18 protein-coding genes are annotated in these 24162 nt (G+C 66.8%); 6 read left to right on the top strand and 12 right to left on the bottom strand.

Translation table 11 applies throughout. From position 1 onward, the window contains the following. Positions 1 to 120: 120 nt before the first annotated feature. From FAS41_RS25880 to FAS41_RS25830, 11 genes are all read right to left on the bottom strand, one after another. A complete protein-coding gene (locus FAS41_RS25880) occupies positions 121 to 2076 on the bottom strand; it encodes an acetoacetate--CoA ligase (protein WP_138526209.1) in 1956 nt (651 codons plus the stop codon). 101 nt (positions 2077 to 2177) lie between these two features. Beyond that, positions 2178 to 2948 carry a 3-hydroxybutyrate dehydrogenase gene (locus FAS41_RS25875; protein ID WP_138526208.1) on the bottom strand — a complete coding sequence of 257 codons (771 nt, stop codon included), beginning with the start codon at positions 2946 to 2948 and terminating at the stop codon, positions 2178 to 2180. Between the two features lie 58 nt (positions 2949 to 3006). Beyond that, positions 3007 to 4398 (bottom strand): GntP family permease, encoded by a 1392-nt coding sequence (locus FAS41_RS25870; protein WP_138526207.1) that lies wholly within the window; start codon positions 4396 to 4398, stop codon positions 3007 to 3009. Positions 4399 to 4476: 78 nt separating this feature from the next. Then, positions 4477 to 5742, bottom strand: a complete 1266-nt coding sequence (locus FAS41_RS25865) for an OprD family porin (protein WP_138526206.1) — start codon at positions 5740 to 5742, stop codon at positions 4477 to 4479. A gap of 309 nt (positions 5743 to 6051) precedes the next feature. Beyond that, positions 6052 to 7476 (bottom strand): sigma-54 interaction domain-containing protein, encoded by a 1425-nt coding sequence (locus FAS41_RS25860; RefSeq protein ID WP_138526205.1) that lies wholly within the window; start codon positions 7474 to 7476, stop codon positions 6052 to 6054. Positions 7477 to 7635: 159 nt separating this feature from the next. Further along, positions 7636 to 8538, bottom strand: a complete 903-nt coding sequence (locus FAS41_RS25855; RefSeq protein ID WP_138526204.1) for a hydroxymethylglutaryl-CoA lyase — start codon at positions 8536 to 8538, stop codon at positions 7636 to 7638. A gap of 141 nt (positions 8539 to 8679) precedes the next feature. Then, a complete protein-coding gene (locus FAS41_RS25850; RefSeq protein WP_138526203.1) occupies positions 8680 to 10641 on the bottom strand; it encodes an acetyl/propionyl/methylcrotonyl-CoA carboxylase subunit alpha in 1962 nt (653 codons plus the stop codon). Further along, positions 10641 to 11453 carry a gamma-carboxygeranoyl-CoA hydratase gene (locus tag FAS41_RS25845; RefSeq protein ID WP_138526202.1) on the bottom strand — a complete coding sequence of 271 codons (813 nt, stop codon included), beginning with the start codon at positions 11451 to 11453 and terminating at the stop codon, positions 10641 to 10643. Before FAS41_RS25845 ends, FAS41_RS25850 begins: the two co-directional genes overlap by 1 nt. 10 nt (positions 11454 to 11463) lie before the next feature. Further along, positions 11464 to 13071 (bottom strand): carboxyl transferase domain-containing protein, encoded by a 1608-nt coding sequence (locus tag FAS41_RS25840; protein WP_138526201.1) that lies wholly within the window; start codon positions 13069 to 13071, stop codon positions 11464 to 11466. 112 nt (positions 13072 to 13183) lie between these two features. Then, positions 13184 to 14347, bottom strand: a complete 1164-nt coding sequence (locus FAS41_RS25835; protein ID WP_024765596.1) for an isovaleryl-CoA dehydrogenase — start codon at positions 14345 to 14347, stop codon at positions 13184 to 13186. Between the two features lie 55 nt (positions 14348 to 14402). After that, positions 14403 to 14807, bottom strand: coding sequence for a MerR family transcriptional regulator (locus FAS41_RS25830; RefSeq protein ID WP_138526200.1), 405 nt, complete (start codon positions 14805 to 14807; stop codon positions 14403 to 14405). Positions 14808 to 15067: 260 nt separating this feature from the next. Between FAS41_RS25830 and FAS41_RS25825 the strand changes: the two genes are divergently transcribed. The 5 genes from FAS41_RS25825 to FAS41_RS25805 all read left to right on the top strand — a co-directional run bounded on the left by FAS41_RS25825 (position 15068) and on the right by FAS41_RS25805 (position 21449). Then, the gene (locus FAS41_RS25825) at positions 15068 to 16966 is read left to right on the top strand and encodes a sigma-54-dependent Fis family transcriptional regulator (RefSeq protein ID WP_138526199.1); all 1899 of its coding nucleotides are present in this window, start codon (positions 15068 to 15070) and stop codon (positions 16964 to 16966) included. Then, a complete protein-coding gene (locus FAS41_RS25820; RefSeq protein ID WP_138526198.1) occupies positions 16966 to 18693 on the top strand; it encodes an ABC transporter ATP-binding protein in 1728 nt (575 codons plus the stop codon). The genes FAS41_RS25825 and FAS41_RS25820 overlap by 1 nt, the downstream gene beginning before the upstream one ends. Next, a complete protein-coding gene (gene qhpE / locus FAS41_RS25815) occupies positions 18683 to 19354 on the top strand; it encodes a subtilisin-like serine protease QhpE (RefSeq protein WP_138526197.1) in 672 nt (223 codons plus the stop codon). Before FAS41_RS25820 ends, qhpE begins: the two co-directional genes overlap by 11 nt. A 187-nt stretch (positions 19355 to 19541) precedes the next feature. Beyond that, a complete protein-coding gene (qhpG, locus tag FAS41_RS25810; RefSeq protein WP_138526196.1) occupies positions 19542 to 20858 on the top strand; it encodes a flavin-dependent monooxygenase QhpG in 1317 nt (438 codons plus the stop codon). 63 nt (positions 20859 to 20921) lie between these two features. Further along, complete coding sequence (locus tag FAS41_RS25805) at positions 20922 to 21449, top strand: DUF3828 domain-containing protein (protein WP_171049553.1); 528 nt, start codon at positions 20922 to 20924, stop codon at positions 21447 to 21449. 214 nt (positions 21450 to 21663) lie between these two features. Here the strand turns inward: FAS41_RS25805 and FAS41_RS25800 are convergent, their stop codons facing one another. Then, positions 21664 to 23049 (bottom strand): NAD-dependent succinate-semialdehyde dehydrogenase, encoded by a 1386-nt coding sequence (locus tag FAS41_RS25800; RefSeq protein WP_138526194.1) that lies wholly within the window; start codon positions 23047 to 23049, stop codon positions 21664 to 21666. A 143-nt stretch (positions 23050 to 23192) separates the two neighbouring features. On the opposite strand from FAS41_RS25800, the gene ptrR reads away from it, so the two are divergent. After that, positions 23193 to 24071, top strand: a complete 879-nt coding sequence (ptrR, locus tag FAS41_RS25795; RefSeq protein ID WP_138526193.1) for a putrescine utilization regulator PtrR — start codon at positions 23193 to 23195, stop codon at positions 24069 to 24071. Positions 24072 to 24162: the final 91 nt, after the last annotated feature.

Genomic DNA, 24162 nt, shown 5'->3' with positions numbered 1-24162 from the left:
TCTGCCTGCTTATGTATGAGCGTCTCATGTGGCGATCGCAGGCGCATGCCGTGGGTTGGGTTCTCGTAGGATGGGTGGAGCGAAGCGATACCCATGCTGTGCCTCTACCCAACCACCCGTTCAGCTCTCCAACTCCTTGCGATCCCTGAACAACTCCAGCGCCTGCGGGTTGGCCAATGCGTCGGTGTTCTTCACCGGCCGCCCGTGCACCACGTTGCGCACCGCCAGTTCGACGATCTTGCCGCTGATGGTCCGCGGGATGTCGGTGACCGCGAGGATCTTCGCTGGCACATGGCGCGGGGTAGTGTTGCTGCGGATGGTCTGGCGGATGCGTTCCTGCAGCGTTTCGTCGAGGTCCACGCCGTCGCGCAGGCGCACGAACAGCACCACGCGCACGTCGCCCTGCCAGTCCTGGCCGATGGCGATGGATTCCAGCACCTGCTCGACCTTCTCCACCTGGCGGTAGATTTCCGCCGTGCCGATGCGCACGCCGCCGGGGTTGAGCACGGCATCCGAACGGCCGTGGATCACCAGGCCGCCGTGTTCGGTTTCCTCGGCATAGTCGCCGTGGGCCCAGACGCCGGGGAAGGTGGCGAAGTAGGCATCAAGGAACTTCTCGTTGTTCTCGTCGTTCCAGAAGCCCACCGGGATCGACGGGAAATGCCGCACGCAGACCAGCTCGCCTTTTTCGCCGAACACCGCTTTGCCGGCCGCGTCCCAGACCTCCACCGCCATGCCCAGCGCCTTGCACTGAATTTCCCCACGCCACACCGGCGCGGTCGGATTGCCGATGGCGAAGCAGGAAACGATGTCGGTGCCGCCGGAGATCGACGACAGGCAGAGGTCGGGTTTCACGTCGCGGTAGACGTAGTCGAAGCTCTCGTGGGCCAGCGGCGAGCCGGTGGAGAGGAGCGTCTTCAGACGCTCCAGGGAGTGGGTCAGGCGCGGGCGCACATTGGCTTTCTCCAGCGCGGCGATGTACTTGGCGCTGGTGCCGAACACACTGATGTGCTCCGCGTCGATCAGGTCCATCAGGCGCTCGGGGCCGGGGTGGAAGGGTGAGCCGTCGTAGAGCACCAGCGTGGCGCCGACGGCGAGGCCCGAGACCAGCCAGTTCCACATCATCCAGCCGCAGGTGGTGTAGTAGAACAGCGTGTCGTCCTGGCCCAGGTCGACGTGCAGGCCGTGTTCCTTCAGGTGCTGCAGCAGCACGCCGCCGGTACCGTGGACGATGCACTTGGGCACGCCCGTGGTGCCGGAGGAGTAGAGGATGTACAGCGGGTGGTCGAAGGGCACCGGGGTGAACACCGGTTCGCCGCCGCTGTGGAAGAAGTCCTGCCAGAGGCTGACCCGCGCCGACGTCTGGAAGTCGCTGCGGCGAGCGTGGCCGTTGGCGTAGGGGACGATCACCAGCTGTTCCAGGCTGGGCAGCTGGGCGAGGATTTCGTTGAGCTTGGCGGTGAGGTCCAGCACCTTGCCGGCGTAGCGGTAGCCGGCGCAGGCGATCAGCACCTTGGGCTCGATCTGGCCGAAACGGTCGATCACGCCATGGGTGCCGAAGTCCGGCGAGCAGCTCGACCAGGTGGCGCCCAGGCTGGTGGTGGCGAGCATGCCGACCACGGTCTGCCAGGTGTTGGGCATGAAGGCCGCGACGCGGTCGCCGACGCCTACGCCGGCTTCGCGCAGGGCACGTTGCAGCCCGGCAACCTGGGCGGCCAGTTCGGCATGGCTGATGACCTCGCGGCGTTCATCCTCGCTGATGGCGATCAGCGCCGGCTGGTGGTCGCGGCGGCGCAGCAGGTGCTCGGCGAAGTTCAGGGTGGCGCCGGGGAACCAGCGTGCATCGGGCATTTCCGGGCCTTCCTCGAGGACCGCCGTGGGCGCCTCGTGGAACTGCACGCCGAAGGTGTCGACGATGGCCAGCCAGAAGGCCTCGCGTTCGGCGATGCTCCAGGCGTGCAGCGCAGCGTAGTCGGGCAGGTCGACTCCGTGCTGCTGCGCCACCTTGCGACGGAAGGCGTCCATCCGGGTGACGGCGATGCGTTCGGGGGAGGGTGTCCAGAGCAGTGGGTTCATTGACGACGACTCCAGCGAAGGATCGGTGGGCACCGCCGACAGGCGGTACCCATCATCTTGACATGAAGCGTCGCCGGAAGTGCTTCGGTGGGGCTCAGGAATCACTGCGCGACCCAGCCGCCATCCATGTTCCAGGCGGCGCCGCGAACCTGAGCGGCGGCTTCAGAACACAAGAATAGCGCCAGCTCGCCGAGCTGGTCGGCGGTGACGAAATCCAGCGACGGCTGTTTCTCCGCCAGCAGGTCGTGGCGCGCCTGTTCGGGGCTGGCGCCGGCGGCGATGCGCGCGTCGATCTGCTGCTGTACCAGCGGCGTCAGCACCCAGCCGGGGCAGATGGCGTTGCAGGTGATGGCCGTGGTGGCGGTTTCCAGTGCAGTGGTCTTGGTCAGGCCGATCACGCCGTGCTTGGCGGCCACATAAGCACTCTTGCCTGCCGAGGCAACCAGCCCGTGGGTCGAGGCGATATTGAGGATGCGTCCCCAGCCGCGCTGGCGCATGCCCGGCAGCGCCAGGCGGGTGGTGTGGAACACCGAGGAGAGATTGATGGCGATGATTGCGTTCCAGCGCTCCACAGGGAAGTCTTCCAGCGCCGCGACGTGCTGGATGCCGGCGTTGTTGACCAGGATGTCGAGGCTGCCGAACTCGCGCTCGACGTAGGCGATCATCTCGGCGATCTGCTCGGGTTGCGCCATGTCCGCGCCGTGGTGGCCGATGCGCGTGCCATGCACCGACAGCTCGCGCACGGCCGCGTCGATATCGCCAAAGCCATTGACCACCACGTTGGCGCCCGCCTGCGCGAGGCGCGCGGCGATGCCCAGGCCGATGCCGCTGGTGGAGCCGGTGACCAGTGCGGTCTTGCCCTTGAGTGTCATGCAAATCTCCTCTGGAACGGGGCGGTCGCCGCGCGGCGACCGCTTGAAAACAACCGGCTTAAACGATTCCGGTGGCGTAGAAGGTGCCGATCACCACGAACACCGCGAGGGTCTTGATCAGGGTGATGGCGAAGATGTCCTTGTAGGCCTCGCGGTGGGTCAGGCCGGTGACCGCGAGCAGGGTGATGACCGCGCCGTTGTGCGGCAGGGTGTCCATGCCGCCGGAGGCCATGGCCGCTATCCGGTGCAGTACTTCCAGCGGGATGTTGGCGGCATGGGCGGCGGCGATGAACTGTTCGGACATGGCCGCCAGGGCGATGCTCATGCCGCCGGACGCCGAGCCGGTGATGCCGGCCAGGGTGGTGACGGTGATGGCCTCGTTGACCAGCGGATCGGGAATCTTCTTCAGTGCGTCGGCCAGTACCAGGAAGCCCGGCAGCGAGGCGATCACCGCGCCGAAGCCGTATTCCGAAGCCGTGTTCATGGCCGCCAGCAGTGCGCCGGACACGGCGGTCTTGCTGCCCTCGGCGATCTTGCTGCGGATCACTGCGAAGCTGGTCACCAGCACCAGCAGGATGCCCAGCAGCAGCGCCGCCTGCACCGCCCAGATGCCGGTCAACTTGGCTACGTCGCTGGCCACCGGCGCGGCCATGCCGGCCAGTTGCAGGCTGTGGGTCTTGCCGTAGACCTGGGGAATCCAGTGGGTGAACAGCAGGTTGGCGACGCCCACCAGCACCAGTGGCGAGAGTGCCAGCAGCGGGTTGGGCAGTTTCATGTCGTCGGCGGTTTCCGGCTCGTTGCGCAACTCGGTGCCGTAGCCTTCACCGGCGGCGCGCGCCTTGCCGGCCTGGCGACGGAGGAACAGCATGCCCACGCTGAACACGAACAGGCTGCCGATCACGCCCAGCCAGGGCGCAGCCCAGCCGGTGGTGTTGAAGAAGGCGGTGGGGATGATGTTCTGGATCTGCGGGGTGCCGGGCAGGGCGTCCATGGTGAAGCTGAAGGCGCCCAGGGCGATGGTCGCCGGGATCAGTCGCTTGGGGATATTGCTCTGGCGGAACATCTCGGCGGCAAACGGATAGACCGCGAACACCACCACGAACAGTGACACGCCGCCGTAGGTGAGCAGGGCGCAGACCAGCACGATCACCAGCATCGCCTGGCTGGTGCCGAGCAGGCGGATGGCCGCGGCGACGATGGAGCGCGAGAAGCCCGACAGCTCGATCAACTTGCCGAACACCGCGCCGAGCAGGAACACCGGGAAGTAGAGTTTGACGAAGCCGACCATCTTCTCCATGAACACCCCGGTGAAGGCCGGGGCGACGGCGGAAGGGTCGGTCAGCAGCACTGCCAGCAGCGCGGCGATGGGGGCGAAGAGGATCACGCTGTAGCCGCGGTAGGCGGCGAGCATCAGCAGGGCGAGGGCCGCGAGGGCGATGACCACGCTCATCTAAGTATCTCCAGTTGTCGCGCGGCCTCGGGCCGCGCGTCGTTCTTGTTGTAGTGGGGGCGAGTGACGATCAGGCGATTACCAGAGCGGCAGCACGTAGCTGAGGATCAGACGGTTTTCGTCGAGGTCGTTGCCGAAGTGGCTGGAGCGAACTGTCGCATTGCGCCACTTCACGCCGACGTTCTTCAGTGGTCCGTTCTGCACCACGTAGCCGAGATCGGTATCGCGCTCCCATTCCTTGCCTTCGGGCTTGCCCGCGCCCAGTTCGATGTTGTCGCCGGACAGGTAGCGCGTCATGAAGGTCAGGCCGGGCACGCCGAGGGCGGCAAAGTCGTAGTCGTAGCGCGCCTGCCAGGACTTCTCGTCGCGGTTGGCGAAGTCGCCGATCTGCACGAAGTTGACCAGGAAGGCGTCGGTGCCGCCAATGTAGGCGAAGCCGGTGTCGCCGCTCATCTTCTGGTAGCCGGCGCCGAAGCCATGGCCGCCGAGGGTGTAGGTGAGCATCGCGCCGAAGGCGCGGTTGTCGACGTTGCTGTGGCCGTCGTCGTCGGAGCGGGCGTAGCGCAGGTCGGTCTTCAGCGACTGGCCGGCGGCGATGGGCAGCACGTGCACCAGGTTGACGATGTGCTGGTCGTAGAGCCCGTCGAGCTTGGCGTAGCTGTAGCCGGTGGCGAGTTGTGGCGTCCACTTGTAGTTCAGGCCGGCAAAGTCGAACTGGTCGCTGGTGGCGGTGGCGACGATGCCGCGCGCGCTGCCGCTGGTGACGGTCATGTCCTCGCGGTTGGACGAGTCGCGCTGGCTCACCTGGCGCAGGCGGCCGCCGTCGAAGGTGAGGCCGGCGAACTCGGCGGAATTCAGGTGCGCGCCTTCGAAAGTCTGCGGCAGCAGGCGCGAATCATTGGCCAGCACGGTGGGCAGCTTGGGCAGCAGGGTGCCGATCTTCAGGGTGCTTTTCGAGGCGCGCAGCTTGGCGGTCAGGCCCAGCTCGCTGTAGTCGTCCGGTGCGCCGTTGACCTTGTCCTTGTCGCGCGGCAGTAGGCCGGAGCCGGCGCGGTCGGGGCTGGAGTCCAGCTTGACGCCGAGCAGACCGAGGGCATCGACGCCCACGCCGATGGTGCCTTCGGTGTAGCCGGATTCATAGCGCAGCAGGAAGCCCTGCGCCCACTCTTCCTGCTTGGATTGTGCGGCGTTGTCCTGGCGGAAGTCGCGGTTGAAGTAGAAGTTGCGCAGTTCGACGCTGGCCTTGCTGTCGGCAAGGAATTCGGCGAAGGCCTGGGGCGAAAGGGCGAGGGTGGAACCGAGGGCGGTGATGACGGCGGCATGATTGAGCGTGGAGCGGCTCATCGGGTGATCTCCTGGCGCGGCGCCGTGTGCGAAGCGGGACTAGCCGTGGTGTCCGCTGGGGTCTGTTCGCGTTCGGGCAGCGTTGATTGTTGTTATGTCGGCTGTGCGGCGCGAAGGCCGCGAGAGGCGACATAGCCAGGACCGTGCCAGGATTGTAACTATTTGATTTGTAAGTCTTATTTTGAGATTTTCGTGAATGGGGAGAAGCGGTTTGTCTCTAATTGGAGACAAGGCGACGGATTGGATCGCCTGGGGGCCTTAAATCAAGAGTTTTGAGTGATTGTCTCTTTTTTGAGACTTGTCTCTTTTTCAGGATTGAAGGCCCAGTGCTGCCATCTTCTTGTACAGCGTCGAGCGCCCCAGACCCAGGCGGTGCGCGGTTGCATCGACGTTGCCGGCGTGCTCGGCCAGGGTGTTGGCAATCAGCTCGCGCTCGAAGGCGTCCCGCGCTGCGTAGAAGTCCTGCCCCTCGGCCAGACGGGTTCCCGGTGTCGTCGAGGCGGCGGGCAGTGGCTGCAACTCGCCCAGTGCCGAGCGCAGCGCGGCGGCGTCGATCTGTGGGCGGTCGCCCAGCAGCACAGTGCGCTCCAGCAGGTTGCGCAGTTCGCGCACGTTGCCCGGCCAGGCATGCCGGGCGAGCAGGGCGAGGCCATCGGCGTTCAGTTCGTAAAGCGTCTGGCGGTCGTCGCGCAGGCCGTCGAGGATGGCTTCGCACAGTGCCGGCAAATCCTCCAGGCGCTCGCGCAACGGTGGAATTTCGATCGGCAGGACGTTGATGCGGTAGAACAGGTCGGCGCGGAAGCGGCCCTCGCGCACGGCGGCGTCGAGGTCGATGGAGGTGGCGGCGATCAGGCGGATGTCGCTGCGCAGGACTTCGTTGGAGCCGACCGGTTCGAACTCCTTCTCCTGTAGCACCCGTAGCAGTTTGCTCTGCAAGGTCAGCGGCATGTCGCCAATCTCGTCGAGGAACAGCGTGCCGCCCTGGGCGATCTGCAGCTTGCCGGCGCGGCCCTTGCGGTCGGCGCCGGTGAAGGCGCCCGGCGCGGTGCCGAAGAATTCGGCCTCCAGCAGGGTTTCGGGAATAGCGGCGGCGTTGAGGCTGACAAAGGGTTTGTCGGCGCGTGGAGAAGCGGCATGAATGGCGTGGGCGAGCAGCTCCTTGCCGGTGCCGGTCTCGCCCAGCAGCAGGATCGGCGCTTCGCTGGCGGCACCCCGACGCGCGCGGCGCTTCACTTCCAGGCTGGCGGCGCTGGTGCCGATGAAATGCCCGAAGCTGTATTTCGCCTGGCGCGCCTGCAGCAGCGAGCGGGTCGAGGCCAGCTCGGCCTGCATGCGCTGGTAGCGGGTGAGCAGCGGCGACAGCGCACGCAGTTCGTCGAACAGGGCGAAGCCGATGCCACCGATGACCTCGCCCGCGTCGTCGCGGATCGGCACGCGCATGACCACCAGCGGGTCCTTGGTCATGTCGAGGATGTCCAGCAGCATCGGCCGGCCGCTGCTGACCACTTCGCGCATCAGGCTGCCGGGGATCACCTGTTCTACGGGGCGGCCGATGGCCTGCTCGGCGCTGTCCAGTCCGAAGCGCTGGGCGTAGCGCTGGTTGATCCAGACAATGCGCGCCTCGCGGTCGACGATCACCGTGCCTTCGCTGAACTGCTCGAAGATCTCGAACAGCGAGCGGATCGCCAGTTGGCGGACGCTGGGGTAATCCTTGAGGCTGTGGGTGTCGGTCATGCGCAGGCCGTGTGCGGGGAGGGCAGAGGGCGCACTGTACCGGGATGTGGCGGCAGGGTCAGCAGGAGGGGCTCTTCGTAGGAGCGAGCTTGCTCGCGAACCGGGCCGGCAGCGGGTTTTGTTCGCGAGCAAGCTCGCTCCTACGAAAAGCGCAGTGTCTCAACGCTTGGACAGTTGCGCCTTGGCCACGCGTGAGCCATTTGGCTTGTCGAGCACCGCGCAGATGCGCTGGCCGGCGTCGATCAGCAGGTCCAGGTCGATGCCGGTGTGAATGCCCAGGCCGTTGAGCAGGTAGAGCACGTCCTCGGTGGCGACGTTGCCGGTGGCGCCCTTGGCGTAGGGGCAGCCGCCGAGACCGGCGACCGAGCTGTCGAACACCGCGATGCCTTCCAGCAGGCTGGCGTAGATGTTCGCCGTGGCCTGGCCGTAGGTGTCGTGGAAGTGCCCGGCCAGTTGCGCGCGCGGCACACGTTGGCCGACGACCTCGAACAGGTGCCGGGTTGCGCCGGCGGTGCCGACGCCGATGGTGTCGCCGAGAGAAACTTCGTAGCAGCCCATGGCGTGCAGTTCCGCGGCGACGGCGGCGACCTGCGCTGCGTCCACTTCACCCTGATAGGGGCAACCGAGCACGCACGAGACGTAGCCGCGCACGCGCACGCCATGCTGGCGTGCCGCTTCCATCACCGGGACGAAGCGCTCCAGGCTCTCCTTGATCGAGCAGTTGATGTTCTTCTGCGAGAAGGCTTCGGAGGCGGCGGCGAACACCGCGACTTCCTTCACCTGGGATTCCAGCGCGGCTTCGAAGCCCTTCAGGTTCGGCGCCAGGGCGGCGTAGGTGACGCCGGCCTTCTGCCGGATGCCGGCGAAGACTTCGGCCGAGCCAGCCATCTGCGGCACCCACTTGGGCGAGACGAAGCTGCCGACCTCGATGTAACCCAGGCCGGCGGCGGTCAGGTCGTCCACCAGGCGTACCTTGTCGGCCACGGCGATGGGTTGCTTCTCGTTCTGCAGGCCGTCGCGCGGGCCGACTTCGACCAGGCGGACGGATTGGGGCAGGGTCATGGATGTTCCTCGTTGGGTTCGGGGCGAAGGCTGGTTCTACTTGTAGGAGCGAGCTTGCTCGCGAACCCGCTTCACACCGGTCACCCAGGGTGCAATGCGTTCGCGAGCAAGCTCGCTCCTACGAAGAGCCGAGCACCGGCGTCAGGCGGGCGCTTCTTCCAGTTCGACCAGCGCTGTCCCTTCGGACACCAGCTCGCCTTCGCTGCAATACAGCGATTTCACCACGCCAGCGTGCGGCGCGCGAATGCTGTGTTCCATCTTCATGGCTTCGAGCACCACCAGCGCGGCGCCGGCTTCGACGCTCTGGCCGGGTTCGACCAGGATGCGCACGATGCTGCCGTTCATGGGGGCACCCAGTCCGCCCTGGTGCGAATGCGCGGCTTCGGCCTCGGCGATGGGGTCGAAACGCTGCACGCTGACCAGCTCGCCGTTCCATTCCAGATAGAGACTGTCGCCACGGCGGATTACCTGGTGGCGGCGGCGAATCTCGCCGTCCTTCACGTCCAGGTACTGTCCATCGAGCTTGGCGATGCGCTGGCCGTCGGTATGACGCAGGCGCACCACTTGCGACTCACCCTTGGCCAGCAGGTGCAGGTCGGTTTCCCCCGGCAGGCCGCTGCGCCAGCCGCTCTGGGCGGACCACGGGGAATGAGCGTCGTCACCGCGCACACGGGCGGCTTCGCTCTGCACCCAGGCCTCCGCGGCCAGCTGCCAGAAGCGTTCAGGCAACGCGGTGGGGGCGGGCAGCAAGGCGTCCTGGTAGCGGCCGATGAAGCCGGTATCCAGTTCGCCCTCGGCGAAGGCCGGGTGAGCCAGCACGCGACGCAGGAATGCCAGGTTGGTCTTGAAGCCGCCCACGGCAGTTTCGCTGAGCATCGACAGCAGGCGCTGGCGCGCTTCTTCGCGGTTCTCACCCCAGGCGATCAGCTTGGCCAGCATCGGATCGTAGAACGGCGAGATGTCGTCGCCTTCACGGATGCCGCTGTCGGTGCGGCGGCCAGGGCCGGCGGCGGGTTCGCGGTACAGCGCGAGGTGGCCGCTGGCGGGCAGGAAGCCGCCCTCGGGGTCTTCGGCATACAGGCGCACTTCGATGGCGTGGCCATTCAGCGGCACCTGTTCCTGGGTGATCGGCAGCGGCTCGCCACGGGCGACGCGGATCTGCCAGGCCACCAGGTCGAGGCCGGTGATGGCTTCGGTGACCGGGTGCTCCACCTGCAGGCGGGTGTTCATCTCCATGAAGAAGAACTGGCCGCTGCCTTCGTCGTAGAGGAACTCCACGGTGCCGGCGCCGACATAGCCGATGGCCTGGGCAGCGCGCACGGCGGACTCGCCCATGGCGGCGCGCAGTTCGGCGGAGAGACCGGGTGCCGGTGCTTCTTCCACCACCTTCTGGTGGCGGCGCTGGATCGAGCAGTCGCGTTCGTTGAGGTACAGGCAGTGACCGTGCTGGTCGGCGAACACCTGGATTTCCACGTGGCGCGGCTTGGTCAGGTATTTCTCCACCAGCATGCGCGAGTCGCCGAATCCGGACTGCGCTTCGCGCTGGGCGGACTCCAGCGCCTCGGCCAGTTCGCTTTCGCGCTCGACCACCTTCATGCCCTTGCCACCGCCACCGGCGGCGGCCTTGAGCAGCACCGGGTAGCCGATGCGCTGCGCTTCGCGCTGGAAGGTGGCGTAGTCCTGGGCCTCGCCGTGGTAGCCGGGTACCAGCGGCACGCCGGCGGTTTCCATCAGGGCCTTGGCCGCGGACTTGCTGCCCATGGCGTCGATGGCGCTGGCCGGCGGGCCGAGGAAGACCAGCCCGGCCTCTTCGCAGGCGCGGGCGAAGCCGGCGTTCTCCGAGAGGAAGCCGTAGCCGGGGTGGATGGCCTGGGCGCCGGCGGCTTTAGCGGCGGCCAGTACGGCGTCCGCGCGCAGGTAGCTTTCAGCCGGCTTGGCGCCGCCCAGGTCGATGGCGATGTCCGCCTCTTCGACGTGGCGAGCGTGGCGGTCGGTGGCGCTGTGCACGGCCACGGTGGTCAGGCCCAGGGCCTTGGCGGTGCGCATCACGCGGCAGGCGATCTCGCCGCGGTTGGCCACCAGCAGGGTATCGATCTTCTTCATCAGACTTGCTCCTGCCAGGCCGGCTTGCGCTTCTGCAGGAAGGCGCGCAGGCCTTCCTGCCCCTCGGGGCTGATGCGGATGCGGGCGATGGCGGCTTCGGTGTAGCGGCGGCGTTCGGGGGTCAGTTCACCGGCGCCGATTTCATGGAACAGCGCCTTGCAGGCCACCAGGGCCGCCGGACTGTTGTTCAGCAGGTTGGCGATCCAGGCCTCGGCCTCGTCGTCCAGTTCGGCCGCCGGGTAGGTTTCGTCCACCAGACACAACTCGCGGGCGCGGATGCCACTGAAACGCTCGGCGGTCATGGCGTAGCGGGTGGCGGCGCGCTGGCCGATGGCCTTGCTGACGAACGGGCCGATGGTGGCTGGGATCAGGCCGATGCGCACTTCGGACAGGCAGAACTGCGCGTCCTCGGCGGCCAGCGCCATGTCGCAGCAGGAGACCAGACCCACGCCGCCGCCGAAGGCCGCGCCCTGGACGATGGCCAGGGTCGGCTTTTGCAGTTGGTGCAGGTTGTAGAGCAGTTCGGCGAGCTGCTGGGCATCGTTCAGGTTGCCCTGGTAGTCCAGCTGCACGGATTCCTGCATCCACGACAGGTCGGCGCCGCCGCAGAAGTGGCGGCCACGGCCGCGCAGCACGACGAGGCGCACGCGGTCGTCGCTGGCCACGGAGGCCAGCGCCTGGATCAGCTCGGCGATGGTCTGGGCGTTGAAGGCGTTGTTCTTCTCCGGGCGGTTCAGCCACAGGTTGGCGACGCCGCGCGGGTCGATATCGAGCTCAATATTCTGAAAGGCGATGTTCTGAGAGTCGGTCATGGCAGCGGCCTTACATACGGAAGACGCCGAAGCGGGTCGCTTCGACAGGCGCGTTGAGCGAGGCGGAGAGGGCGAGGCCGAGTACGTCGCGGGTCTGCGCCGGGTCGATCACGCCGTCGTCCCACAGTCGTGCGCTGGAATAGTAGGGATGCCCCTGGCGCTCGTACTGTTCGAGGATCGGTGCCTTGATCTTCGCCTCTTCCTCGGCGGACAGCGCGTTGCCGGCGCGTTCGGCCTGCTCGCGCTTGACCTGGGCGAGCACGCCGGCGGCCTGCTCGCCGCCCATCACGCCGATCCGCGCGTTGGGCCACATCCACAGGAAGCGTGGGTCGTAGGCGCGGCCGCACATGCCGTAGTTACCGGCGCCGAAGCTGCCGCCGATGATCACGGTGAACTTCGGTACCTGGGCGCAGGCCACGGCGGTGACCAGCTTGGCGCCGTGCTTGGCGATGCCGCCGGCCTCGTACTTCTGGCCGACCATGAAGCCGGTGATGTTCTGCAGGAACACCAGCGGGATGCCGCGCTGGCAGGCCAGTTCGATGAAGTGCGCGCCTTTCTGCGCGGCCTCGGCGAAGAGGATGCCGTTGTTGGCGAGGATCGCCACCGGGTAGCCGTGCAGGTGGGCGAAGCCGCACACCAGGGTGGTGCCGAACAGCGCCTTGAACTCGTCGAATTCGCTGCCGTCGACCAGACGCGCAATGATCTCGCGCACGTCGAAAGGCTGCTTGCTGTCCACCGGGATCACCCCGTACAGCTCGTCGCTGGCGTACAGCGGCGCGCGCGGGGCGCGGGTGTTGAGCTGGCCCTGTTTGGTCCAGTTGAGATTGGCGATGCAGCGGCGGGCGATGGCCAGCGCGTGCTCGTCGTCCTCGGCGTAGTGGTCGGCCACGCCGGAGGTCTTGCAGTGCACATCGGCGCCGCCCAGGTCCTCGGCGCTCACCACCTCACCGGTCGCGGCCTTCACCAGCGGCGGGCCGGCAAGGAAGATGGTGGCCTGGTTGCGCACCATGATGGTCTCGTCGCTCATCGCCGGCACGTAGGCACCGCCGGCGGTGCAGGAGCCCATCACCACGGCGATCTGCGGAATGCCTTGGGCGCTCATGTTGGCCTGGTTGAAGAAAATGCGGCCGAAGTGTTCGCGGTCGGGGAAGACTTCGTCCTGGCGCGGCAGGTTGGCGCCGCCGGAGTCCACCAGGTAGATGCACGGCAGGCGGTTCTGCTGGGCGATGGTCTGGGCGCGCAGGTGCTTCTTCACGGTCAGCGGGTAGTAGCTGCCGCCTTTCACCGTGGCGTCGTTGCCGACGATCATGCACTCCACGCCTTCCACCCGGCCGATGCCGGCGACCACGCCGGCGGCGGCGACGTCTTCGCCGTACACGTCATGGGCGGCGAGGGCGGAGACTTCGAGGAAAGGGGAGCCGGCGTCGAGCAGGCGATTGATGCGTTCGCGCACCAAGAGCTTGCCGCGCGCGGTGTGCTTGGCCTGGGCGGCGGCGCCGCCGCCTTCATGGACGCGGCCGAGGACGGCGCGCAGGTCCTGGACGTTCTCCAGCATGGTCGCGGCGTTGGCGGCGTATTCCGGGGAACGGGTGTTGAGTTGGGTGCCGAGGATGGTCATGGCGTCTCCACGAGCGGGATTCTTTTGTAGGAGCGAGCTTGCTCGCGAACAGCCCAGATGCCAGGCGGGTTCGCGAGCAAGCTCGCTCCTACAGGGACGGATGCGGATGGGATTAGCGAGTCTCGTTGAACAGCTCGCGGCCGATCAGCATGCGGCGGATTTCGCTGGTGCCGGCGCCGATCTCGTAGAGCTTGGCGTCGCGCAGCAGGCGGCCGGTGGGGAACTCGTTGATGTAGCCGTTGCCGCCGAGGATCTGGATGGCGTCCAGGGCCATTTGCGTGGCGCGCTCGGCGGTGTAGAGGATCACCCCGGCGGCGTCCTTGCGGGTGGTCTCGCCACGGTCGCAGGCCTGGGCCACAGCGTACAGATACGCGCGGCTGGCGTTGAGCTGGGTGTACATGTCGGCGACCTTGCCCTGGATCAGCTGGAACTCGCCGATGCTCTGGCCGAACTGCTTGCGGTCGTGGATGTAGGGGACGATCACGTCCATGCAGGCCTGCATGATGCCGATCGGGCCACCGGCCAGTACCACGCGCTCGTAGTCCAGGCCGCTCATCAGCACCTTCACGCCGCCGTTGACGGCGCCCAGCACGTTCTCTTCCGGCACTTCCACGTCATCGAAGAACAGCTCGCAGGTGTTCGAGCCGCGCATGCCCAGCTTGTCGAACTTGCTGCCACGGCTGAAGCCTTTCCAGTCGCGCTCGACGATGAATGCGGTGATGCCGTGGGCGCCTTTCTCCGGCTCGGTCTTGGCGTAGATCACGTAGGTGTTGGCGTCCGGGCCGTTGGTGATCCAGGTCTTGCTGCCATTGAGGACGAAGCGGTCGCCGCGCTTTTCGGCGCGCAGCTTCATCGACACCACGTCAGAGCCGGCGTTGGGCTCGCTCATGGCCAGCGCGCCGATGTGCTCGCCGCTGATCAGTTTGGGCAGGTACTTGGCTTTCTGCTCGGCGTTGCCGTTGCGCTTGATCTGGTTGACGCACAGGTTGGAGTGCGCGCCGTAGGACAGGCCGACCGACGCCGAGCCACGGCTGATCTCCTCGATGGCGATGACGTGGGCCAGGTAGCCCATGTTGGCGCCGCCGTATTCCTCCGCGACGGTGATGCCGAGCAGGCCCATGTCGCCGAACTTCTTCCACATGTCCATGGGGAACAGGTTGTCGGCGTCGATCTGCGCGGCGCGCGGGGCGAGTTCGCTGGCGACGAAGCCCTGCACCTGCTCGCGCAGCATGTCGATGGTTTCGCCGAGGCCGAAGTTGAGGGAGGGGTAGCTCATGGGATCACCTGTACTTGTATTTATATGCGGATGAGGGAGCGGCAGGGCGGCGAGGTCAGCTCGTGGCGCGCTGCTTGCGGGGTTTGTCAGTCTCGGCCATGGCCGCCAGGCAGCGCTCCTCGGCCGTGTCCAGTTCCAGTTTCATCTGCTCGATGTCGAGCAACTGTTGCTCAAGCTGCGCGCGGCGCGCGGTGATCTTGTCGAGGAAGGTCTGCAACTGCCGGGTGTTGCCGCTGCTGGGATCGTAGAGGTCGATCAGCTCCTTGCACTCGGCCAGCGAGAAGCCGATACGCTTGCCGCGCAGGATCAGCTTCAGGGCCACCAGGTCCTTCGCGCTGTAGACACGCTCCTGCCCGCGGCGCTCGGGGCTGAGCATTTCCTGCTCTTCATAGAAGCGGATGGCGCGGGTGGTGACGTCCAGTTCGCGGGCAAGCTCGGAGATGGTGTAGGTCGTGGCCATGGGAATGCTCTTGCTAGGTCGTTTACCTTTACGTTAACGTAAACCTGCCTTGAGTCACTGTCAACACAACTCGATGGCGGCGCAGCAAGCGAGTGAGAAGGGGGAGTGGCGCGGGAATTGCCTGCTGCTCCCTACTAGACTTTCCTACCGGGGGCTTCCCCTTTACTGACGCCGTCTGCGGGTGTACACAGCCCTGACCAGCCTGCGAGTTCCGCGCCCGACCTCCCTGAAATGGGGCGCGGAACCTACCGGAGCGATGCATGACTACAAGAACAATAAGCAGCGACCTGCTGCGTGAAGCCCACCTGGCCCGTGAACGCCTGCAACAGGAAGGCGAAGTCCCCAGCGGCGTGCTCCGCGAGGAAATCGACGCCTCCTGGCGGCGCAGCGTCGGCCATGGCCTGGACTGCGCCAGCGGCACCGAGCACGGCCTCGACACGCGCGTCAAACCCGACGTGCTGCTGGCCGGCAACCGCCTGCTGCTCGACGCCGCCACCCCCGAGCTCGACTACCTGCAACAGCGCCAGGGCCACGACGGCGTGATCATCCTGGCCAACGCCGACGCCACCATCCTCTCCGTCGAGGGCGCCCGCGAGCGCATGCAGAGCAAGGGACTGGCCGACATCGTCCAGGGCGCCTGCTGGAGCGAGGCCTCCCGCGGCACCAACGCCCTGGGTACCGCGCTGGTGGAAAAGCGTGCCACGCAGATCGACTGCGGCGAACACTTCCTCGACCGCCTGAGCCGCTTCTCCTGCACCTCGGTACCCATCGAAGGGCCACAGGGCACGTTGCTCGGCGTGCTCGACATGACCCGCGAAGGACCGCTTTCCGGCCCGCGCGAAAGCCTCTCGCTGCTCAGCCTCGCGGTGTTCCAGATCGAGGCGCGGCTGTTCGCCGTCAGCCATCCGGGGCAGGTGGTGATCGCCTTCCATTACCGCCGCCAGTACCTGGATTCCGCCTGGCAGGGTCTGCTGGCGCTGGGCCTCGACGGCAAGGTGCTGGCCGTCAGCGGCCAGGCCTGCCAACTGCTCGGTGCCCACCGCGAAAGCCTGGTGGGCCGGCGCAGCGAAGACCTTCTCGGCCTGCGCGGCGACCAGCTGCTCGGCCGTCTCTACCAGGGCGGTGTCGGCAGCCTGCAGACGCCCAAGGGTGAGCTTTTCTACAAGACTCTCCAGGCACCGCTGCGCAGCCACGCGGTGCCGGTCAGCGCCCGCGCGCCACGCCCGGCCGCCGGTCCCGAACTCGAAGCCCTGGCCGGCAGTCACCCGCGTTACGCCCGTGCGCTGCGCATGGCGCGCCAGGGGCTTGTGAACGAACTCCCCGTGCTGCTGCTGGGTGAAACCGGCAGCGGCAAGGAAGTGGTGGCCCGCGCCCTGCACCAGGCCAGCGCGCGCAGCGACAAGCCCTTTGTCGCGGTGAACTGCGCGGCGATTCCCGAAGGCCTGATCGAGTCCGAGCTGTTCGGCTACCGCGACGGCGCCTTCACCGGCTCGCGGCGTGGTGGCATGGTCGGCCGGTTGCAGCAGGCCCACGGCGGCACGCTGTTCCTCGACGAGATCGGCGATATGCCGCTGGCCCTGCAAGCGCGCTTGCTGCGCGTGCTGCAGGAGCGCAAGGTGGCGCCCTTGGGGGCCGGTGAGGAGCAGGACATCGACGTCGCGCTGATCTGCGCCACCCACCGCGACCTCAAGCGCCTGGTGGAAGAAAAGCACTTCCGCGAAGACCTCTACTACCGCGTCAACGGCATCAGCGTGAAGCTGCCGGCGCTGCGCGAGCGCGACGACCTCGCCGAACTGGCTAGCGGCCTGCTTGCGCGCCTTGGTGCGCCCAAGGTGAAACTTTCCGCCGAACTGCTCGGCCTGCTGCGCGAGTACCACTGGCCGGGCAACATCCGCCAGCTGGAGATGGTCCTGCGCACGGCGCTGGCCATGCGCGAGGAGGGCGAGGAGGAACTGAACCTCGACCACCTGCCGGACAGCACCCTGGACGAACTCGCCGCCGGCGAGCGTCCGCAGAGCGGCAGCATCCGCGAGAACGAACTGGAGCTGATCCGCCAGGCGCTGGAGCGCCACCAGGGCAACGTCTCCGCGGCTGCCGACGCGCTGGGTATCAGTCGCGCCACGCTGTACCGCAAGCTCAAGCAACTCAAGGTGGGCTGATGTTCTTCACCCGCCTTATCGAGAGCGACGACCCTCAGGCGCTCAAGGCCTCGCTGCGCTGGTTGTACGGCTTCGTGCGTCCGCACAAGGCCGTTATCGCCGGCCTGCTGGGGTTGTCGTTCTGCGCCTCGCTGCTGGTGCTGGCGCAGCCGTGGCTGACCAAGACGCTGATCGACGACGGCCTGCTGGCGAAGGACTTCCCGGTGCTGGTGATGGTGGCTGGGGCGATGATCGTCGTCGGACTGGTCGGCACGGCGTTGTCCGGCCTGAACCGCTACCTGCACACTCGCCTGTCCGGGCGCATCCTGTTCTCCCTGCGCGACGCGCTGTACCGCCACCTGCAGACCCTGTCGCCGAGCTTCTTCGGCCGCCGCCGCATCGGCGACCTGATGTCCCGGCTCGATGGTGACGTCGCCGAGATCCAGCGCTTCGCCGTGGACTCGCTGTTCTCCGCCGTCTCCAGCGTGATCGGCCTGGTTGGCGCGCTGGTGCTGTTGCTCACCCTGTCGTGGAAACTCTCGCTGCTGGTGGCGCTGCTGATCCCGCTGGACGTGCTCTGGCTACGCTGGATGCGGCGCAAGGTGGAGCGCGAGGCGCGCGGCCTGCGCGAGCGTTCGGCGGACCTTTCGTCGTTCTTCGTCGAGACGTTGCCGGCAATGAAGTTCATCCAGTCTGCCGGCCAGCAGAACCGCGAAGCCGGGCGCCTGGAAGGGCTGGGCCAGGGCTACCTGGGCCAGCTGCTGCGCCTGCAGCTCACCGAATTCTTCACCCAGGCGGTGCCCGGCACGCTGATGTCGCTGTCCCGCGCTTGTGCCTTCCTGGTCGGCGGTTACTGGGTGGTGCAGGGGACCTGGCAGCTGGGTTCGCTGATTGCCTTTTCCACCTACCTGGGCATGGCCATCGGGCCGGTGCAGAGCCTGCTCGGCCTGTACGTCGCGCTGCAGCGCATGACGGTCAGCCTCGGCCGGGTGATGGAGCTGCGCGGCGAGGAAGCGACCATCGTTTCGCCCACCGCGCCACGACCGATGCCGTCGGTGGGTGAGCTGCGCCTGGAAAACCTGCATTACGCCTGGCCGGGCCGCGCGCAGCCGGTCCTGCAAGCTGTACAGGCGGTGATTCCCGCCGGCCTCAAGGTCGCGCTGAGCGGCCCCTCGGGCGTTGGCAAGAGCACGCTGATCGACCTGCTGCAACGTTTCTACGACCCCGACCAGGGACGCATCCTGCTGGACGGCGTGGACCTGCGCGAACTTGACCTGCAAGCCCTGCGTCGGCGCGTGGCGGTGGTCAGCCAGGACATCGTGCTGTTCCGTGGCAGCCTGGCCGACAACCTGGCCTACAGCGCGCCCGAGTCGAGCCGCGAGGCCATCGAGAAGGCCGCCCGCGCGGCGCAGCTCGGCAGCCTGATCACCAGCCTGCCCGAAGGCCTCGACAGCCCGCTGGGCGAGCGCGGCCAGCAGCTTTCCGGCGGGCAGAAGCAACGCATCGCCATCGCCCGCGCGCTGTTGCAGGACCCACTGATCCTGGTGCTCGACGAGGCTACGTCGCAGGTGGACGAGAGCACCGAGCGCGAGGTGATCGCGGCCATCGACCAGTTGTTCGCCGGGCGCACGCGCCTGCTGATCAGCCACCGTACTTCGACCCTGGCCGCTGCAGACCTGCACCTGGAATTGCAGGATGGGCAGATGCGTGTGCGCGAGGCTCAGCCGGTGCAGCGTCATGAGGCCTGAGCTGCGCGTTGGGGTGGTCGATAGTGGTTTCGCTGAGTCCCAGTCCGCGAGCGTCAGCGGTGCGCGACGCTTCTTCCTCACCGACGACGGCCATGCCGAGGGTGATTCGTTGGCGGATGCACTGGGCCACGGCAGCGTCGTCTGCGAAGCCATTCTTTCCCATGTGCCCGGTGCCCGTCTTTGCGTCGCCCAGGTCTTCGATGAGCGTGGCGTGACCAGCCCGCTGCAAATAGCTGCCGCGCTGCATTGGCTGGGCGAGCAGGGCGTTCGGGTGATCAACCTGAGCCTGGGCGTGCGACAGGATCGCCCCATCCTGCGTGAGGCCGTGGCGGGGCTGATCGAAGCCGGCGTGCTGGTTTGCGCGTCCAGCCCGGCGCGGGGTGAGCCTGTATTTCCGGCGAGCTATCCGGGGGTGATCCGGGTGACGGGCGATGCGCGTTGCGGCGAAGGAGAGTGGTCCTGGCTGGACAGCCCGCAGGCGGATTTCGGCGCGGCGGTGACCGTTGCTGGGCGCTCCGGTGCAAGCCTGGGCTGCGCGGCTTTCAGTGGCCATCTGGCGGCGCTGCTGGTCGAGCGGCCGAAACTTTCGAATGTGCAGCTCGTCGAGGTGATGCGCGAGAAGGCGGCTTTCCGGGGGATCGAGCGGAAGGTGAGTTTGTGAGTGGAGGTCGAGCACAGTTCCCTCTCCCCAGCCCTCTCCCTGAAGGGAGAGGGAGCTGTTCGGCGCTGCTGGAGGTACGCAGTTTTCCTGTTGCTCAGCAATGCTCAGCCGAACGCCAATCTTCCCAACCGCTCCGGACAGTCCCCTCTCCCTTCAGGGAGAGGGTTAGGGAGAGGGTATTCGGAGCATGAATAAACTCCCGATCCTGATCCTCGGCGCCGGCCCCGCCGGAGCCGCCGTCGCCCTCGGCCTGCGCCGCCTGGGGCATCCGGTCATCGTGATCAGCGAATGGCGCCGCTTCGCCGCCGTCGAAGGTGTTTCCCAACGCGTGCTCGAAGGCCTTCGCAATGCCGGTCTGAGCCGTGCGCTGGAGTGTGCCGCGCCGCCCTCGCAACGTCGGGTGCACTGGAACGGTGTGGAAAGCGCGCAGAATATCGAATGCGTCCTCGACCGCCCGCGCTTCGATGCAGGACTGCGCGAGGACCTGCGGCAAGCCGGCGTCGAACTGATCGAAGCCCAGGTGCTGGGCGTGGCGGAAGATGGCTCCGGCTGGCGCGTGAAACTCGAAAACGGCCAGGAAGTGCAGGGCGTCTTTCTGGTCGAGGCCCGTGGCCGGCAGGCGCCGCTGAACCAGAAGGGCATGAAGGCCAGGCGCGGCCCGGAAACGCTCAGCCTGCTCAACCGCTGGCAGGGCGAGCCTGGCTCCCTGGCAACGGCGGTGGAGAGCCTGGCCGATGGCTGGGCATGGATGGCGCGGCTGGAGGATGGGCGCTGCTACTGGCAGCTCACCCTGGATGTCGCCAGCAGCCAACTGCCGCCCCGCGAGCAACTGCCGGACTACTGCCGCGAGCGCCGCAGCACGTCGAAGCTGGTCCGGCAATTCTTCGGTGATGCCAGGGAGCGCGAACTGGACCTGCACGCTCGCAGCAGCACGGCGATCCTCAGCCTGGAAGCCTGTGGCGACAACTGGATTCGGGTGGGCGATGCGGCGATGGCGGTGGACCCGCTGTCGGGCAATGGCATCTTCCAGTCGCTGTCTTCGGCCTTGCAGGCACCGCTGGTGGTCAACACCTTGCTGCGCGCGCCGGAGCGGGCGGAATTGGCCCGACGCTTCCACCAGCAGCGGGTCGAGCAGCTGTTCCTGCGCTTCGCCCGCGTCGGTCGCGACTTCTATGCCAGCGAAACACACTGGGCTGACCAGCCGTTCTGGCAGGTGCGCCGCGCCTGGCCGGACGAGCAGCCTAGCCACGTACCGACGGACTTCGCCAGCCTGCGCATCGAGCGCGCCCCTGTGCTGAATGGCGAGTTCGTTGACGAAGCAGAAGTAGTAGTCAGCGCCGACCAGCCGCTGGGCATCTGGCATCTGGATGGCCTGGAGCTGGCGCCCTGGCTGCGCCGCCTGCGCGCGGAGCCGGAGGCGCAGGTGCTGGCGGACTTGCCGCCGGAGCGCCGCCGGGTCTTCCAGGGCTGGCTGCTGTCCCAGGGCTATCGCCCGCAGCTTTAACCACTTCACGGATTTTCGAGGCTGCGTCGGGCGATGATGTGCGGCTGCCCGATGGAGAATACCATGGCCTTCCTGCGATCCGCCTTTGCCCTGTCGCTGATCCTGCTGACGCTCTTCGATACCTCGCTCGCGGCTTCGACGTCGGTGGCCGACACCGCCAGCGCGGAGCGCTTCGTGCGCCAGCTGTATGCCAGCTACTCGCCGGACGGTCCGGGCGTGCCGAACAAGACCCTGCAGGAAGAGGACGTCTACGATGCCTCGCTGATCGCGCTGATGAAGGCTGACCAGGATGCCGCCGACGGTGAACTGGGCTACCTGGGTGGCGATCCGCTGTGCGATTGCCAGGACTGGGGCGATATCAAGGTGAAGTCGCTGGAGTTTGCTCCGGTGGACGACGAGCGAATCAAGGCACGGGTGGTGCTCAAGGATGCCCTGACGGGGGAGGACCGTGACCTTGGCCTGTTGCTGCATCGCACGGCCGGGGGCTGGCTGGTCGAAGACTGCTTCAATGAGCAGGGCAGCCTGGCCGAGAACCTGCGGCATAGCACCCGGGAGCTGCTGCAGTTGAAGAAGAACGCGGCCAAACCCTGATTCAACCTGCAGGCGCGTATCAAGTTCTTGTAGGGCGTATAACGCGCAAGCGTTATCCGCCGCAGGATGCACCGGCAGATAACCTGTTCCAGGTTATCTGCCCTACGGCCTGAGTCCGGGCTCGATTCTGTTCGCGAGCAGGCACGGCGCATTGCCCATGAAAAAGGCCCCGCTACCGCTTGGCGATAGAGGGGCCTTCTGCTTTCAGAGCGACTTACTTGCGGTCGATCCACACGGTCTGCGGGTTGGTGAACTCGCGCAGGCCGAAGTGCGACAGCTCGCGACCGAAGCCGCTCTTCTTCACGCCGCCGATCGGTACACGTGGATCGGATGCGGAGAAGCCGTTGATGAACACGCCACCGCTGACCAGGCGACGGGCCATGTGCTGGGCCTTGGCCTTGTCGGCGCTCCAGATTGCGCCGGAGAGGCCGAACTCGCTGTCGTTGGCCAGCTCCAGGGCATGCTCGGCGTCACGGGCGACGATCAGCGAAGCAACGGGGCCGAAGATTTCCTTCTTGAATGCAGTGTTGCCCGGCTTCACGTTGGCCAGCACTGTCGGCGCGTAGTAGTTGCCTTCGCCTTCGAGCTTGTGGCCGCCCAGCAGCAGGGTCGCGCCATCGGCGATGGCCTGCTGTACCTGGCCGTCCAGTTCGTCACGCAGGTCGAAGCGGGCCATGGGGCCGACGAAGGTGTCGTCCGCCAGCGGGTCGCCGATCTTCAGTGCCTTGACGGCGGCCAGCAGTTTCTCGGTGAAGGCCGGGGCGATGGATTCTTCGAGGATCATGCGCTTGGCGGCGATGCACACCTGGCCACAGTTGCCGAAGCGGCTGGCGACGGCGGCTTTCACGGCGGCATCGAGGTCGGCGTCGGCGAGCACGATGAAGGCGTCGGAACCGCCCAGTTCGAGGACGCACTTCTTCAGCGAGGCACCGGCCTGGGAGGCGATGGCGGCGCCGGCGCCGACACTGCCGGTCACGGCGATGGAAGCGATGCGGTCATCGGCGATGGCCTTGGAGACCAGCGGCGGCTCGACGTTCAGCACCTCGAACACGCCTTCCGGCAGGCCGGCCTGCAGCCAGGCGTCGCGCAGCTGATAGGCGCAGCCCATGACGTTGGGCGCGTGCTTGAGCACGTAGGTGTTGCCACCCAGGATAATGCTCACCGCGCCACGCATGACCTGCCAGGTGGGGAAGTTCCAAGGCATCACGGCCAGGACCGGGCCCAGCGGCAGGTAGGAGATGTACGCGCCTTCGATGCTGGTCTTCTCGTCTTCGAGCATGGCCGGGCCGTTGTCGGCGTACCACTCGCAGAGGTTGGCGCACTTGTTGATTTCGCCACGGGCCTGGGTGACCGGCATGCCCATTTCCTGGGCTTCCATGCGGGCCATCGGCTCGACGTTGGCGCGCAGCACTTCGGCCATCTTGCGCAGCACGGCGATACGCTCGGCGATGCTGGTGTCGCGCCATTGGCGGAACGCGGCATCGGTACTGGCCAGCGAGGTTTCCAGCTGGGCGGCGTCTTCGAAGCTGTAGCGGGCCAGTTCCTGGCCGGTGGCGGGGCTGCGGGAGATGGCAGCGGGGATGGCGGCGATCTGGTTCATGGTGAGTCCTGCTTGTTCTGTGTAAGGGCGCAAGGCCGGTCGTTCGTCCGGGCGGGTGGCTCCGGGATGGCGCAGAAATTAAGATGTGCATTCATTCATGTAAAATGAATAATCAAGAAAGACTCTTTCTCTCGGGGAGAATGATGGACCTGACCCAGCTGGAAATCGTCCGCGCTGTCGCCCACGAGGGCAGCATCACCGCCGCCGCGGCCCGTCTGCATCGCGTGCCTTCGAACCTGACCACGCGGATCAAGCAGCTGGAAGCGGAGCTGGGTACCGAGCTGTTCCTCCGCGAAAAGCTGCGCCTCCGTCTGTCGCCTACGGGCCGCAGCTTCCTCGATTACGCCGAGCGCATCCTCGATCTGGTGGAGGAAGCCCGGCAGGTGGCGGTGGGAGCCGAGCCCCATGGCGGCTTCTCCCTGGGCTCGATGGAGAGCACGGCGGCAGTGCGTATCCCGGAGATGCTCGCGCGTTACCACCAGCAGTGCCCGAAGGTGCAGCTGGACCTGTCCACCGGCCCTTCGGGCGAGATGATCGACGGGGTGCTCTCCGGCCGTTTCATCGCCGCCTTCGCCGACGGCCCGGCCAACCATCCGCAACTGGACGGCCAGCCGGTGTACCGCGAGGAGCTGGTGCTGATGAGCGCCAAGCACCATGCGCCGGTGCATGACGCGCGGGACGTGGCCGGGGAGACGGTGTTCGCCTTCCGCGATACCTGTTCCTACCGCAAGCGCCTGGAAGGCTGGTTCGCCGAGCACCGCGTGGTGCCGGGAAAGATCGTCGAGATGGAGTCCTACCACGGCATGCTCGCCTGCATCGCGGCGGGTGGCGGTGTGGCGATCATCCCGCGGGCGATGTTCGACAGCCTGGCCGGCGGTCGCAACGTGGCGATCCACCGCCTGGCACCGCAGCATGCCGACGCGACGACCTGGCTGTTCTGGCGGCGTGGCACCGATACGCCGGCGTTGCGGGCATTTATCGGACTACTGGACGGGTCCCTGCCTGAGGCTGAAGTGGCCTGAACACGGGGCTTTGCGGGCGCTGTTTCGGCGGCATTACGTAACGCCATCGAGACAGCGGTTAAAAAATCACCAGGGCCTCTTGCAGCGGCTT

Source organism: Pseudomonas nicosulfuronedens (assembly GCF_005877905.1).
Lineage (GTDB): Bacteria > Pseudomonadota > Gammaproteobacteria > Pseudomonadales > Pseudomonadaceae > Pseudomonas > Pseudomonas nicosulfuronedens.
This window is presented reverse-complemented; position numbering and strand designations above follow the sequence as displayed.

What these genes read in the sequence shown, in the direction of transcription:
- FAS41_RS25880 (WP_138526209.1), bottom strand. Translation starts at nt 2,076, where the DNA reads ATGAACCCACTGCTCTGGACACCCTCCCCCGAACGCATCGCCGTCACC.
- FAS41_RS25875 (WP_138526208.1), bottom strand. Translation starts at nt 2,948, where the DNA reads ATGACACTCAAGGGCAAGACCGCACTGGTCACCGGCTCCACCAGCGGC.
- FAS41_RS25870 (WP_138526207.1), bottom strand. Translation starts at nt 4,398, where the DNA reads ATGAGCGTGGTCATCGCCCTCGCGGCCCTCGCCCTGCTGATGCTCGCC.
- FAS41_RS25865 (WP_138526206.1), bottom strand. Translation starts at nt 5,742, where the DNA reads ATGAGCCGCTCCACGCTCAATCATGCCGCCGTCATCACCGCCCTCGGT.
- FAS41_RS25860 (WP_138526205.1), bottom strand. Translation starts at nt 7,476, where the DNA reads ATGACCGACACCCACAGCCTCAAGGATTACCCCAGCGTCCGCCAACTG.
- FAS41_RS25855 (WP_138526204.1), bottom strand. Translation starts at nt 8,538, where the DNA reads ATGACCCTGCCCCAATCCGTCCGCCTGGTCGAAGTCGGCCCGCGCGAC.
- FAS41_RS25850 (WP_138526203.1), bottom strand. Translation starts at nt 10,641, where the DNA reads ATGAAGAAGATCGATACCCTGCTGGTGGCCAACCGCGGCGAGATCGCC.
- FAS41_RS25845 (WP_138526202.1), bottom strand. Translation starts at nt 11,453, where the DNA reads ATGACCGACTCTCAGAACATCGCCTTTCAGAATATTGAGCTCGATATC.
- FAS41_RS25840 (WP_138526201.1), bottom strand. Translation starts at nt 13,071, where the DNA reads ATGACCATCCTCGGCACCCAACTCAACACCCGTTCCCCGGAATACGCC.
- FAS41_RS25835 (WP_024765596.1), bottom strand. Translation starts at nt 14,347, where the DNA reads ATGAGCTACCCCTCCCTCAACTTCGGCCTCGGCGAAACCATCGACATG.
- FAS41_RS25830 (WP_138526200.1), bottom strand. Translation starts at nt 14,807, where the DNA reads ATGGCCACGACCTACACCATCTCCGAGCTTGCCCGCGAACTGGACGTC.
- FAS41_RS25825 (WP_138526199.1), top strand. Translation starts at nt 15,068, where the DNA reads ATGACTACAAGAACAATAAGCAGCGACCTGCTGCGTGAAGCCCACCTG.
- FAS41_RS25820 (WP_138526198.1), top strand. Translation starts at nt 16,966, where the DNA reads ATGTTCTTCACCCGCCTTATCGAGAGCGACGACCCTCAGGCGCTCAAG.
- qhpE (WP_138526197.1), top strand. Translation starts at nt 18,683, where the DNA reads ATGAGGCCTGAGCTGCGCGTTGGGGTGGTCGATAGTGGTTTCGCTGAG.
- qhpG (WP_138526196.1), top strand. Translation starts at nt 19,542, where the DNA reads ATGAATAAACTCCCGATCCTGATCCTCGGCGCCGGCCCCGCCGGAGCC.
- FAS41_RS25805 (WP_171049553.1), top strand. Translation starts at nt 20,922, where the DNA reads ATGGCCTTCCTGCGATCCGCCTTTGCCCTGTCGCTGATCCTGCTGACG.
- FAS41_RS25800 (WP_138526194.1), bottom strand. Translation starts at nt 23,049, where the DNA reads ATGAACCAGATCGCCGCCATCCCCGCTGCCATCTCCCGCAGCCCCGCC.
- ptrR (WP_138526193.1), top strand. Translation starts at nt 23,193, where the DNA reads ATGGACCTGACCCAGCTGGAAATCGTCCGCGCTGTCGCCCACGAGGGC.